Raw genomic sequence first — 12,846 nt, 5'->3', positions numbered from 1 at the left:
AAGGCCCCGCCGGACGGTCCGGCGAGGCCTGGTCTGTGGGGCGCTGCGCGTCTGGAGACGTTCTGGAAGACGTTCCGAGCGACGTTCCGCGCGCTGTTCCGAACGACGCTCCGAACGACGCTCCGAACGACGCTCCGAACGACGTTCCGAACGTCGTTCCGAGCGACGCCGTTCTAGAAGACGTTCAGCGAGAGCTGGACGACGGCGAGGTAGCGGTGGGCGCCGCGGTAGAGATAGTCGGGCATCCAGCGGGGCCCGTCCTGCTCCACGACGTCGCTGACGAAGTTCGCGCCCAGCTGCGTGCCGATCGTGGCCAGCAGCGCGCGGCGGGCCGCGTTGGCGGTGACGTGGGCCGCGGTCTTGGTCGGCCCGTACACCTCGAACTCGATCAGCGGCTTGTCCAGGTGCAGATCGCCGATCCAGGCGCCGCCGCGGCGGTTGACCAGGACGGCGTGCTGCGTGCCGTCGAAGCCGGCGGGGGCCTGGACGGCGATCGTGACGCCGGCCAGCGCCGGGTCGGCCTTGAGGACGTCGACGACCAGCTTCTCGACGTCCGGGAACGCACTCGGGGGAGTGGTCATGACGGTGCTCCTCAGGGAGACGGGGGCGGGTGGAACGGGGGGCCGCCCGGGGCGCTCGACGCGGGGGAGGGGGCGGGGGCGCGGAGCGCGCCCGGACGGCGAACGGCGGAGCCGCGGCCCGTCTCGCGGGCACAGCTCCGCCGCTGCACCAACTGTGACAGACGAGCGTGCGCGCACGCAACTAGTTCGGTGATCGATTTCCGAAACTCTCCGGGACGACCGGTCAGAACCCGTCCTGACCTGCGGGAACGGCGCCGGAACTCCCTTCCGTGGCCGGGCCCGGGACCGATAGGTTGAGCGTCCCGAACCCGAGGAGGAGCCGCCCGTGCCCGCCGCCCCCGCCGCCCGACCCCGTCTCCTCTACGTCACCGACCTCGCCTATCCGGCCCGGGGCCGCCGCTACTGCGACGAGGACATCGCCCTCACCGCCCGGCTGCGCGAGCGCTTCGACATCGCCCTCTGCCACCCGCGCGACGCCGCCGCCCTCATGGAGCCGTTCGACGCCGTCGTCGTCCGCAACAGCGGCCCCGTCCTCCACTACCAGGAGGCGTACGACGCCTTCCGCGCCCGGGCCACCGCGCTCGGCACCCGCGTCTACAACCCGCTGCACGGCCGCGGCGACATGGCCGGCAAGCAGTACCTGCTCGACCTCACCGCCGCCGGACTCCCCGTCATCCCCACCGTCGACCGCCCCGCCGACCTCGACCGGCTCCCCGAAGCGGCCCGGTACGCCGTCAAGCCCAAGGCCGGCGCCGACTCCATAGGTCTGCGCTTCCTCCCGTACGAGGAGCTCGCCGGACTCGACTACACCGAGGGCGGCACCGGCCTCCTCGTCCAGCCCCGGATCGACTTCCGCTACGAGGTCTCCTTCTACTTCGTCGACGACCGCTTCCAGTACGCCCTCCACGCCCCCGACCCCGAGCGGCGCTGGGTCCTGGAGCCGTACGAGCCCACCGCCGCCGACCTCGACTTCGCGCGCCGCTTCATCGCCTGGAACACCCTCGACCACGGGATCCAGCGCGTCGACGCCTGCCGCGCCCCCGACGGCGGGCTGCTCCTCGTCGAGCTGGAGGACCTCAACCCGTACCTCTCGCTCGACCGGGTCCCGCAGGACGTGCGGGACCGTTTCGTCGAGGCCCTGGCCGACTCGCTCGACGCCTTCCTCGCGGAGCCCCGGGCCGCCTGACCCGCCCCCGCCCCCGTACCCGGGTACGACGAAGCGCCCCCGCCTCGGTGGGAGACGGGGGCGCTGCGGCGTGGCGTGTCGATCAGGAGGTACGGGGCTTCCGCCGCGTCGCGCGCTCGGCCGCGAAGACGTCCTCCAGGCGGAACAGCTGGGCCCGGCCCGCCTTGCCCGCCGCGCGCAGGTGGCCGAGCTGGACCCACTTGCGGATGGTCGCCGGGGCGACCCCCGCCTCCATGGCGGCCAGCGGGCCCGGGATCAGGGCCGGCAGGGGCAGGGACAGCGCGGTCGCGCTCAGCATGAGGTCTCCTTCGGGTCGTCCATCGCCGTCTCGATCTCCTCCGGGCGCGCCCCGGAGGCGTCCGCGAGCTCCGCCCACGCCGCCTCCGGCCACAGGTGCCGGTAGGCGGGGTCGTCCTGGCATCCGCAGGCCGGGTCCGTGCACACGCAGGCCGGGTTCACGCAGAGCACCGCGCGCCGGTCGGGGAAGGCACGCAGCGACACCGAGTCGCACCAGGGGCAGCGGCCCGACACGCGGACCACCGTCTCGGCCTCGCCCAGGGTGCGGGCGCAGCGGCGGGCCATGCGGCGCACCTCGTCCCGGACGTGCCGGGCGAGCACGGGGTGGCGGGCGATCTCGTCGAGCAGGCCCACGACCCGGCGCAGCCGCTCCACGACGTCGGCCCGGCGCGGGCGCGGCAGGGCGAGCCGGGCGCAGACCGCCTCCTCCAGCTCCACCACGCCGTCGGTGATGTCGCGGATCGCGTCGGAGACGTGCAGCCGGATCGGGGCGGCGCCGTGGCCGGGGACGGCCAGGCCGTGCCGCTGTTCGAGGAGCAGCGCCTCGCGCCGCTCGGCGCGGATCAGTTCGTCCCGCCCGGCGTGCGGCGCGCGCGGCGCACTGCCGCCGGGGGCCCTGCGCCCGGGCGCGAGCTCCTCGGCGAGCTCGGGGAACTGGCGTACGAGGGAGGCGGCCCAGAGCACGACGTCGCGGAGGACCCGCTCGTCGGCGTCGGCCGCCCCGGGGGACCGCTCAGCCACGGGTGCTCCCGTTGACGGAACCGGCGAGCGCGAGCGCGAGCGCGGGCGCGGGCGCGGGCGCGGGGGTGAGGGCGGGGGCAGGGGTGAGGGCGGGGGCGGGGGCAGGGGTGGGGGTGGTCGTCCCCGCGGTGGCGTCCCGGCGGGAGCGGCGCGGCTTCACGGGGCGTCCGTTGCGCCACAGGCGGCCGGCGCAGACGCCGTCGAACCAGCTCTCGGCGGGGGCGACCGCGGCCTCGCACTCACGGCTGACGGGGCAGACGGCGCAGGCGCGCAGGGCCGGGGCCGCCTCCTTGCCGCGCCGGGAGAAGACGACGGACGGGGAGAGGCCGGCGCACGCGGCGGCGGCCTGCCATGGGGTGGTGTCGGGCTGGTGCAAGGGGGTCTCCACGATCCGGGCCCCGACGGCCCCGGGGTCCGTGGGGCCCTTGGGGCTGGTGAGGCCGACGAGTGCGGCGCTCAGCAAGATAGACAAGTTGCGTGCGAGCTCGCAACTACCTTGGGATTGCCCTCTTCACCGATTCGACACGATTGCGTGCCCGAAAGCACGTAATTCCGTGCGCGCAAGCACGCTAAAGTGAGGGGCCCGAAGGGTGGGGAGCACGAGGGAGAGCGGTACACATGAGCACTCAAGGGCTCGACGAGTTCGCGGGCTGGGTCGAGGGTCTGATGCGGGCCCGCGGCTACGACATCGACAGCCCCCGCGGCGGCGGGAAGTCCCGGATCGCGGACGAGGCAGGCGTCCACCGCGCGGCCGTGACCCGGCTGCTCCAGCGCCAGAGCATGCCCGACCTGGAGACCATGCGCAGGATGGCCCCGCTCCTCGGGGTCTCCGTCCGCGACATGCTCATCCGGTCCGGCCGGGTGAGCCCGGAGGAGCTGCCGCTCGCCGCGGACCTGCTGCCGCCGGGCGACTGGCAGCCGACCATGGAGGACTTCGCGCGCTGGCTCGGCGTCCCCGACGAGCGGATGGACGTCTTCGTCAAGGTCGTCCACCAGTTCCTGGAACCCGAACCCGACAGCGGCGAACCCCGCCCCGCGGGCGAACCCCGCCGCGCCGCCCAGGACTAGGCCGTCCCTTCCGGATCTTGCCGGGCTCCCGGCGTCCGGTGCCGCCTCCTCCGGACCTTCGGGGCTCTCCGGTGCCCGGTCCCCGTCGCCACCGGATCCGCCCCCGTCGCCGACCGGAACCGCCCGAGGCGCCGAGTGGCGCCGCGGGCGGTTCCGTGCGTGGGCATTTGTTTTGACCGGAGTCCATGCGATAGGTACGCTCATGCCTTGTGCCTGGGGTGTGCCTGGGCTCGTGTGCGTGTCCTCAACCGCATGGCGAGTCCGAGATCGGCCACCGTGATCCGCGCCTTTTCCGCCTCCGGGCGGAGGTCCGCGCGATCCGACACACCCGACCGCGTGGGTCGGCGAATGTTCCAGGTTAGTTTTACTTACGGCACACAGAAACCGGAGAAGTAGTGCCTACGATCCAGCAGCTGGTCCGGAAGGGCCGGCAGGACAAGGTCGAGAAGAACAAGACGCCCGCACTCGAGGGTTCCCCTCAGCGCCGCGGCGTCTGCACGCGTGTGTTCACGACCACCCCGAAGAAGCCGAACTCGGCCCTCCGTAAGGTCGCGCGTGTGCGTCTGACCTCGGGCATCGAGGTCACGGCCTACATCCCGGGTGAGGGACACAACCTGCAGGAGCACTCCATCGTGCTCGTGCGTGGTGGCCGTGTGAAGGACCTGCCGGGTGTTCGCTACAAGATCATCCGCGGCTCCCTTGACACCCAGGGCGTCAAGAACCGCAAGCAGGCCCGCAGCCGCTACGGCGCCAAGAAGGAGAAGTAAGAATGCCTCGTAAGGGCCCCGCCCCGAAGCGCCCGGTCATCATCGACCCGGTCTACAGCTCTCCTCTTGTCACCTCGCTGATCAACAAGATCCTGCTGGACGGCAAGCGTTCCACCGCCGAGCGCATCGTCTACGGCGCCATGGAGGGCCTCCGCGAGAAGACCGGCCAGGACCCGGTCATCACGCTGAAGCGCGCTCTTGAGAACGTCAAGCCGGCTCTCGAGGTCAAGTCCCGCCGTGTCGGTGGCGCCACCTACCAGGTGCCGATCGAGGTCAAGCCCGGTCGCGCCTCCACGCTCGCGCTGCGCTGGCTCGTCGGATACTCCCGCGCCCGCCGCGAGAAGACCATGACCGAGCGCCTCATGAACGAGCTGCTGGACGCCTCGAACGGCCTCGGCGCCTCGGTCAAGAAGCGTGAGGACACGCACAAGATGGCCGAGTCCAACAAGGCCTTCGCGCACTACCGCTGGTAGTCGCAACCCACATCGAGACCGAGAGAAGACTGAAGCCTTATGGCTACCACTTCGCTTGACCTGGCCAAGGTGCGCAACATCGGCATCATGGCCCACATCGACGCGGGCAAGACGACCACCACCGAGCGGATCCTGTTCTACACCGGTGTCTCGTACAAGATCGGTGAGGTCCACGACGGCGCCGCCACGATGGACTGGATGGAGCAGGAGCAGGAGCGTGGCATCACGATCACGTCCGCTGCCACCACCTGCCACTGGCCGCTCGAGAACGTCGACCACACGATCAACATCATCGACACCCCGGGTCACGTCGACTTCACCGTCGAGGTGGAGCGTTCGCTGCGCGTGCTCGACGGTGCCGTGACCGTGTTCGACGGCGTGGCCGGTGTCGAGCCCCAGTCCGAGACCGTGTGGCGTCAGGCGGACCGTTACGGCGTTCCGCGCATCTGCTTCGTCAACAAGCTCGACCGGACCGGTGCCGAGTTCTTCCGCTGCGTCGACATGATCGTGGACCGCCTCGGCGCGACCCCGATCGTCATGCAGCTCCCGATCGGTGCCGAGGCCGACTTCCAGGGCGTCGTCGACCTCGTCCGCATGAAGGCTCTTGTCTGGTCCGCCGAGGCCACCAAGGGCGAGATGTACGACGTCGTCGACATCCCGGCCACGCACACCGAGCTCGCCGAGGAGTGGCGCGGCAAGCTCGTCGAGGCCGTCGCCGAGAACGACGAAGAGGTCATGGAGCTCTTCCTCGAGGGCCAGGAGCCCACCGAGGAGCAGCTCTACGCCGCGATCCGTCGCATCACCATCGCCTCCGGCAAGGGCGGCGAGACCACGGTCACCCCGGTGTTCTGTGGCACCGCGTTCAAGAACAAGGGCGTCCAGCCCCTGCTCGACGCGGTCGTGCGCTACCTCCCCTCCCCCCTGGACGTCGAGGCCATCGAGGGCCACGACGTGAAGGACCCGGAGGAGGTCGTCCGCCGCAAGCCGTCCGACGAGGAGCCGCTGGCCGCCCTCGCGTTCAAGATCGCGAGCGACCCGCACCTCGGCAAGCTCACCTTCATCCGGGTCTACTCGGGTCGCCTGGACGCCGGCACCGCGGTGCTGAACTCCGTCAAGGGCAAGAAGGAGCGCATCGGCAAGATCTACCGCATGCACGCGAACAAGCGTGAGGAGATCGACTCGGTGGGCGCCGGCGACATCGTCGCCGTCATGGGCCTGAAGCAGACCACCACCGGTGAGACGCTGTGCGACGAGAAGGCCCCGGTCATCCTGGAGTCCATGGACTTCCCGGCGCCGGTCATCCAGGTCGCGATCGAGCCCAAGTCCAAGGGTGACCAGGAGAAGCTGGGTGTCGCCATCCAGCGTCTCGCGGAGGAGGACCCCTCCTTCCAGGTTCACTCGGACGAGGAGACCGGCCAGACCATCATCGGTGGTATGGGCGAGCTTCACCTCGACGTCCTCGTCGACCGCATGCGCCGCGAGTTCAAGGTCGAGGCGAACGTCGGCAAGCCGCAGGTCGCGTACCGCGAGACGATCCGCAAGGCCGTCGAGCGCGTCGACTTCACGCACAAGAAGCAGACCGGTGGTACGGGTCAGTTCGCCAAGGTCCAGATCGGCATCGAGCCGATCGAGGGTGGCGACGCCTCGTACGAGTTCGTGAACAAGGTCACCGGTGGCCGCATCCCCAAGGAGTACATCCCCTCGGTGGACGCGGGTGCGCAGGAGGCCATGCAGTTCGGCATCCTCGCCGGTTACGAGATGACCGGTGTGCGTGTGATCCTGCACGACGGTGCGTACCACGAGGTCGACTCCTCCGAGCTCGCCTTCAAGATCGCCGGCTCGCAGGCCTTCAAGGAGGCCGCGCGCAAGGCTTCTCCCGTCATCCTTGAGCCGATGATGGCCGTCGAGGTCGTCACGCCCGAGGACTACATGGGCGAGGTCATCGGTGACATCAACTCCCGCCGTGGCCAGATCCAGGCCATGGAGGAGCGCAGCGGCGCTCGCGTCGTGAAGGGCCTCGTGCCCCTCTCGGAGATGTTCGGCTACGTCGGAGACCTCCGCAGCAAGACCTCGGGTCGCGCAAGCTACTCGATGCAGTTCGACTCCTACGCCGAGGTTCCCCGGAACGTCGCCGAGGAGATCATCGCGAAGGCCAAGGGCGAGTAACTCTCCCGAGTTCACGCTTTAGGCTTGACCCGTACGCCGGGGCTCGATCTTCGAACCCGAAGCGAGAGCCCCCGGCGGACGGTATCCCAGCAAAGATCACCTGGCGCCGATGAGTAAGGCGTACAGAACCACTCCACAGGAGGACCCCAGTGGCGAAGGCGAAGTTCGAGCGGACTAAGCCGCACGTCAACATCGGCACCATCGGTCACATCGACCACGGTAAGACGACCCTCACGGCCGCCATTACCAAGGTGCTGCACGACGCGTACCCGGACCTGAACGAGGCCTCGGCCTTCGACCAGATCGACAAGGCTCCTGAGGAGCGCCAGCGCGGTATCACGATCTCCATCGCGCACGTCGAGTACCAGACGGAGTCCCGTCACTACGCCCACGTTGACTGCCCCGGTCACGCGGACTACATCAAGAACATGATCACGGGTGCGGCGCAGATGGACGGCGCCATCCTCGTGGTCGCCGCCACCGACGGCCCGATGCCGCAGACCAAGGAGCACGTGCTCCTGGCCCGCCAGGTCGGCGTTCCGTACATCGTCGTCGCCCTGAACAAGGCCGACATGGTGGACGACGAGGAGATCCTGGAGCTCGTCGAGCTCGAGGTCCGTGAGCTCCTCTCCGAGTACGAGTTCCCGGGCGACGACCTGCCGGTCGTCCGCGTCTCGGCGCTCAAGGCCCTCGAGGGCGACAAGGAGTGGGCGGACAAGCTCCTCGGTCTGATGAAGGCCGTCGACGAGTCCATCCCGCAGCCCGAGCGTGACGTCGACAAGCCGTTCCTGATGCCGATCGAGGACGTCTTCACGATCACCGGTCGTGGCACCGTCGTCACCGGTCGTATCGAGCGTGGTGTCCTCAAGGTCAACGAGACCGTCGACATCATCGGCATCAAGACCGAGAAGACCACCACCACGGTCACCGGCATCGAGATGTTCCGCAAGCTGCTCGACGAGGGCCAGGCCGGTGAGAACGTCGGTCTGCTCCTCCGTGGCATCAAGCGCGAGGACGTCGAGCGCGGCCAGGTCATCATCAAGCCGGGTTCGGTTACGCCGCACACCAGCTTCGAGGCCCAGGCCTACATCCTGTCGAAGGACGAGGGTGGCCGTCACACCCCGTTCTTCAACAACTACCGCCCGCAGTTCTACTTCCGTACCACGGACGTGACCGGCGTCGTGACCCTCCCCGAGGGCACCGAGATGGTCATGCCGGGCGACAACACCTCCATGTCCGTCGAGCTGATCCAGCCCGTCGCCATGGAGGAGGGCCTCAAGTTCGCCATCCGTGAGGGTGGCCGGACCGTCGGTGCCGGCCAGGTCGTCAAGATCAACGCCTGATCTTGAACTGACCTGGTGGCTCGCAGGAGCCGCTGAGCAGTGAGGGAAGGCCCCGCACCGAAAGGTGCGGGGCCTTCTCGCGTTCCCGGGCGTTCCCGGACCGGTCCTACGGGCGCCAGCTCCACGGCCGGCCGTCCGGACCGAGGCCCACCACCGTCACCCCGCGCCCGTCCGGGGCCAGGTGCAGCGCCGTCGACACCGCCGCCCGCCGATGGGTACGGAGCCGGCCGCCGGCCCTGAGCGCCACCCGCCCCGACTCGTCCGTGCCGAGCAGCACCGTCCCGAGGGCCGCCGACCGGGCCGCGGCCACCGGCCCGTACCCGTCGAGCCCCGCGTCCCCCGACGGCCCGAGGAGCGCGGCCGCCGCCGGGGCCCGGTGGTACAGCTCGCCGGCCGCGCTCGCCACCGTCGCCCCGGACAGCGGCAGCGCCCCCGTCTGCGCCTCGCCGTCGACCCAGTGGCACACGGACTCCCGCCCCGCCGCGTACAGGTGCACCCGGCCCGCCGCGTCCAGCGACACCGCCGCCCCGTCCTGCACCTCGGCGTCGCCGGGCAGCGCCCGCCACCGCCCCCAGGACCCGTCCGCCGCCCGCACCCGGGTCGAGACGCCCTTGTCGGCGTTCCGCACGAAGAGGTGGACCCGGCCGTCCGGGGCCGCGACCGCCACCGGGGCGCCGAGCCGCTGGCCCCGGTCGTCCCCGCGCTCCGGGTTCCCGAGCCCGCGCCACGGCAGGAACGTTCCTCCGGGGGAGCGCTGCTCCAGGACCACCAGCTCCCGGCGGTTCGGCCCGCCGTGCCCCTCCAGGGCCGCGAACCGCACCCCGAACAACAGGACCCGGCCGTCCGCCAGGACCGCCGAACCGAGCGCGGGCGCAAGAGGGCCGCCACCCAGGTCCTCCGGCCCGCCCCAGACGCCCGGCGCTCCCTCGCGCCAGCGGACCGCCCGCAGCCCGAGCACCCCGTACGCCGCGAGCCGGCCGTCCGGTTCCGCCGCGAGCGCGGGACCGGCCGACGGCCAGCGGTGGTGCGTCGAGCGCACCCAGCCCTTCCGGTTCGTCAGCGGCCGGTCGCCGCCCACCCCGTAGTCCCCGCAGCCCGAGGGGTTCCCGCACCGCCACGACGGGTCCCCGCCGTACGCGACGAGCCGGGCCGCCTTCTCCGCGAGGACCCGCGGCGGCAGGTTCTTCGGCCAGTGCCGGTTGTAGTAGCCGCGGAAGGCGGTCGCCGCGAACGCGGGTATCGGCTCCCCGTCGCGTACGGCGTCCGCCACCCAGCGGGACAGCGCCGCCCAGGTGAAGCAGGCCACCGCCGTGTGGTCCCCGTGGTCCGCGTACCCCGGCTGCTCGCTGTCCCGCCTCCGGGTCGCCTCGTCGCTCAGCTGCACGTCCGGATCGGGGTCCAGGGTGTGCACCACCGTCGGCCGGTGGCGCCGCAGCAGCTCCACGAGCGCGCCGACCAGACCGTCGTAGTCGTACGTCCCGGCCCGGGTCACCGGCGAACCGGCCGACAGGTGCGTGCGCAGCTCCAGCGCGCGGTCCTCCCAGAGCGCGGGCAGCGCCATGAAGCGGCGGGTGGTGTGCATCGGCAGGTTCAGGAAGACCAGCTCGACCCGGCGGGCGCCGTGCGCCAGCGTGTCCACCTCCGCCCGGCGGCCGCCCGCGAGGTCGAGCACCTCGCGCCGCCACGGCGTGAACCGGGGGAGACCGAGGGCCTCCGCGTACGACTGGCGCAGCCCCTGGTGGCGGGCCGAGGAGTAGGCGGCCCGGTCCGGCGGGGCCTCGGGCATCCCGGCGACCCGGTTCCGGCCCGTGTGCTCGCCGGCCGTCACGTACACCGAGACCAGCGGCACGCCCGCGTCCAGGAGCCGCTGCGAGTCCGGGTTCATGAAGTACAGGTCGTCGTCCGGATGCGCCGCGACCTGCATCAGGAGCGCGCGGCGCGGGCGGTCGGCGGCGATCGGCTTCCCCGGCGCCGGGTCGGCGGTCGGCGCGGTCCTGCGCGGCGCGGGCACGGAGCACCCGGTGGCGCTCGCCGCGGCCGCGGCCGTGGCCGCGAGGGCGGTGGCCAGAACCGTCCGCCGACGGGGAGGAATGTGCACGGGTTTGCCCTTCACTGATCGGTCCTGAGCAAGACGGATCGCGGGGCGCAGGGGTTGTGCGGGAGTCGCCGACCCCCGTGAAAAAATCTTGGAAATCCGGCGCCGCGATGTCGAGGACGCGATCCTTGATCCGACCCCAGGGTGAAAGCGCGCCACAGGGGCGGGCGGAACGGGGAGGACACCCGAGATGAAGTACGTCGCGATGATCTACGGCAACCAGGCCAAGTGGGACTCCTTCCCGGCCGAGGCCTGGCCCGAGGCGATAGCCCGGCAGGAGGCCTTCAACCGGAAGTACCGGGAGAGCGGCGAGCTGATCGGCGCCTACGGCCTCGCCGACGCGGCCGCCGCCCAGCTGGTACGGCGCGAGGGCGGGGCGCCCGCCGTCACGGACGGCCCCTACCTGGAGACCAAGGAGTACCTCGCCAGCTTCTACCTGCTCGACTGCGACAGCCCGGAGCGCGCCCAGCAGATCGCCGCCGACATGCCCTTCGCCGACGTCGACCCGGTCGAGCTCTGGCCGGTCCTGCACGAGTCCGCGGCGGACGTGTGACCGGGACCGGCGAGATCGAGGACCTGCTGCGCGCGCACGCGCCGCAGGTCCTCGGGGTGCTCGTCCGCCGCCACGGCAGCTTCGACCTCTGCGAGGACGCCCTCCAGGAGACCCTGATCTCCGCCGCCCGGCAGTGGCCCGAGGACGGGATCCCCGACTCCCCGCGCGCCTGGCTCCTCACGGTCGCCACCCGCAGGTACGTCGACCTCGTCCGCAGCGAGGCCGCGCGCCGCCGCCGCGAGGAGGCCGTGGCGCTCGCCACCCCCGACGCGGAGCTGCTCGCGCGCGCCGCGGACGACGTCCCCGGGAGCGACCGGGACGACTCGCTCGCCCTGCTCTTCCTGTGCTGCCGCCCCGAGTTGACCCCGCCGAGCCGGATCGCGCTCACCCTGCGGGCCGTCGGCGGCCTCACCACCGCGCAGATCGCCGCCGCGTTCCTCGTACCCGAGTCGACGATGGCGCAGCGGATCAGCCGGGCCAAGCAGACGATCCGCGAGGGCGGCTGGAAGCTCGCCCCGCCGCGGGGGGAGGAGCGGGCGGCCCGGCTCGTCGAGGTGCGGCACGTGCTGTACCTGATCTTCAACGAGGGGTACACCGCCAGCGGCGGCGAGGCGCTGACGGCGCCTGCGCTGTCCACGGAGGCGATCCGGCTCGCCCGGCTGCTGCACCGGCTCGTGCCCGACGACGAGGAGACCGCGGGCCTGCTCGCCCTGATGCTCCTCACCGACGCCCGCCGCCCCGCCCGGACGGGCCCGCACGGCGACCTCGTCCCGCTCGCGGAACAGGACCGGAGCGCCTGGGACCACCGGCTCGTGGCCGAGGGCGTCGCGCTGATCAGCGCCACCCTGCCGAAGGGCCGGGTCGGGCCCTACCAGCTGCAGGCGGCGATCGCGGCCGTCCACGACGAGGCCGCGTCCACGGAGACCACGGACTGGCCGCAGATCCTCGCCCTGTACGACCTCCTGGAGCACGCGGCCCCGGGCCCGATGGTCACGCTCAACCGCGCGGTCGCCGTCGCGATGGTCCACGGCCCGGCCGCCGGTCTCGCGCTGCTCGACGCCCTGGCGGAGGACCGGCGCCTCGCCCACCACCACCGTCTGCTCGCGACCCGCGCCCACCTGCTGGAACTCCTCGGCGACACCGCGGCGGCGGCCACCGCCTACCGCGAAGCGGCCCGCCGCACCCCGAGCGCCCCGGAACGCCGCCACCTGACGTCCCGGGCCCGCCGGCTGTCCTGAGGGCCGGGCCTGCCTGCGCGCAGCGGCCGCCGCGCGCCCTCGCGTGTAGGCGTACGTGACGTGGGGTACAGTCTTCGATCCCGATTGGCGGCGGCATGGCCCCGTATGGCAGACTGTCGGGGTTGCTCGGTTGAGTATCGATGCTGCGCGCCTCCCGCCGGGAGGACCGGAAGCGAGTCCCACAGTACTCGTCGCCCCTTCTCAGGAGCGGACGTACGGGAATCTTCCGGGAAGTGTCAGCGGGGTGCCGACCAGGCACCCGGTGGGTGTTCCGCCCCCGGCTTCGCGGGTTTTCAGGGCCCGTACCCCCTTGGTTGGGAGATCCCTAGGGATTTCTT

The 12,846-nt window shown here is 71.7% G+C and carries 13 protein-coding genes; 8 read left to right on the top strand and 5 right to left on the bottom strand.

The features are described 5' to 3' along the window. Positions 1-173: 173 nt before the first annotated feature. Positions 174-581: a hypothetical protein gene (locus ACWDVG_RS07140; protein ID WP_451696949.1), complete on the bottom strand. Its 408-nt coding sequence runs from the start codon at positions 579-581 to the stop codon at positions 174-176. A 325-nt stretch (positions 582-906) separates the two neighbouring features. Here ACWDVG_RS07140 and ACWDVG_RS07135 point away from each other — a divergent pair, with 325 nt between their 5' ends. Beyond that, a complete protein-coding gene (locus ACWDVG_RS07135) occupies positions 907-1,767 on the top strand; it encodes a hypothetical protein (RefSeq protein ID WP_451696948.1) in 861 nt (286 codons plus the stop codon). An 82-nt stretch (positions 1,768-1,849) separates the two neighbouring features. On the opposite strand, the gene ACWDVG_RS07130 is transcribed toward ACWDVG_RS07135, so the two are convergent. The 3 genes from ACWDVG_RS07130 to ACWDVG_RS07120 are packed head-to-tail and all read right to left on the bottom strand — an operon-like array spanning position 1,850 to position 3,268. Then, positions 1,850-2,065 (bottom strand): hypothetical protein, encoded by a 216-nt coding sequence (locus tag ACWDVG_RS07130; protein ID WP_451696946.1) that lies wholly within the window; start codon positions 2,063-2,065, stop codon positions 1,850-1,852. Then, entirely contained in the window at positions 2,059-2,805 is a 747-nt protein-coding gene (locus ACWDVG_RS07125; protein ID WP_451696944.1) for a hypothetical protein, read from the bottom strand. Before ACWDVG_RS07125 ends, ACWDVG_RS07130 begins: the two co-directional genes overlap by 7 nt. Next, positions 2,798-3,268 (bottom strand): WhiB family transcriptional regulator, encoded by a 471-nt coding sequence (locus tag ACWDVG_RS07120; RefSeq protein WP_451696942.1) that lies wholly within the window; start codon positions 3,266-3,268, stop codon positions 2,798-2,800. Before ACWDVG_RS07120 ends, ACWDVG_RS07125 begins: the two co-directional genes overlap by 8 nt. Before the next feature lie 155 nt (positions 3,269-3,423). Here ACWDVG_RS07120 and ACWDVG_RS07115 point away from each other — a divergent pair, with 155 nt between their 5' ends. From ACWDVG_RS07115 to tuf, 5 genes are all read left to right on the top strand, one after another. Next, positions 3,424-3,873 carry a helix-turn-helix domain-containing protein gene (locus tag ACWDVG_RS07115; RefSeq protein ID WP_451696940.1) on the top strand — a complete coding sequence of 150 codons (450 nt, stop codon included), beginning with the start codon at positions 3,424-3,426 and terminating at the stop codon, positions 3,871-3,873. 395 nt (positions 3,874-4,268) lie between these two features. Next, a complete protein-coding gene (gene rpsL, locus ACWDVG_RS07110; protein ID WP_003948652.1) occupies positions 4,269-4,640 on the top strand; it encodes a 30S ribosomal protein S12 in 372 nt (123 codons plus the stop codon). A gap of 2 nt (positions 4,641-4,642) precedes the next feature. Next, positions 4,643-5,113, top strand: a complete 471-nt coding sequence (gene rpsG / locus ACWDVG_RS07105) for a 30S ribosomal protein S7 (protein ID WP_309056232.1) — start codon at positions 4,643-4,645, stop codon at positions 5,111-5,113. 39 nt (positions 5,114-5,152) lie between these two features. Beyond that, the gene (gene fusA / locus ACWDVG_RS07100; RefSeq protein ID WP_451696938.1) at positions 5,153-7,279 is read left to right on the top strand and encodes an elongation factor G; all 2,127 of its coding nucleotides are present in this window, start codon (positions 5,153-5,155) and stop codon (positions 7,277-7,279) included. A gap of 149 nt (positions 7,280-7,428) precedes the next feature. Next, a complete protein-coding gene (gene tuf / locus ACWDVG_RS07095) occupies positions 7,429-8,622 on the top strand; it encodes an elongation factor Tu (RefSeq protein ID WP_388687963.1) in 1,194 nt (397 codons plus the stop codon). Between the two features lie 106 nt (positions 8,623-8,728). On the opposite strand, the gene ACWDVG_RS07090 is transcribed toward tuf, so the two are convergent. Further along, on the bottom strand, positions 8,729-10,720 hold the full coding sequence (locus ACWDVG_RS07090) for a PIG-L family deacetylase (protein WP_451696936.1): 1,992 nt from the start codon (positions 10,718-10,720) through the stop codon (positions 8,729-8,731). A 187-nt stretch (positions 10,721-10,907) separates the two neighbouring features. Between ACWDVG_RS07090 and ACWDVG_RS07085 the strand changes: the two genes are divergently transcribed. Together ACWDVG_RS07085 and ACWDVG_RS07080 are read left to right on the top strand one after the other, a co-directional pair. Continuing rightward, positions 10,908-11,270: a YciI family protein gene (locus ACWDVG_RS07085; RefSeq protein ID WP_451696934.1), complete on the top strand. Its 363-nt coding sequence runs from the start codon at positions 10,908-10,910 to the stop codon at positions 11,268-11,270. After that, positions 11,267-12,508 (top strand): RNA polymerase sigma factor, encoded by a 1,242-nt coding sequence (locus ACWDVG_RS07080; RefSeq protein ID WP_451696932.1) that lies wholly within the window; start codon positions 11,267-11,269, stop codon positions 12,506-12,508. Before ACWDVG_RS07085 ends, ACWDVG_RS07080 begins: the two co-directional genes overlap by 4 nt. Positions 12,509-12,846: the final 338 nt, after the last annotated feature.

It is taken from the genome of Streptomyces sp. NPDC003327, assembly GCF_053589515.1.
Note: the sequence above shows the minus strand (reverse complement) of the source record. Positions and strands in the feature narration are given on the sequence as shown.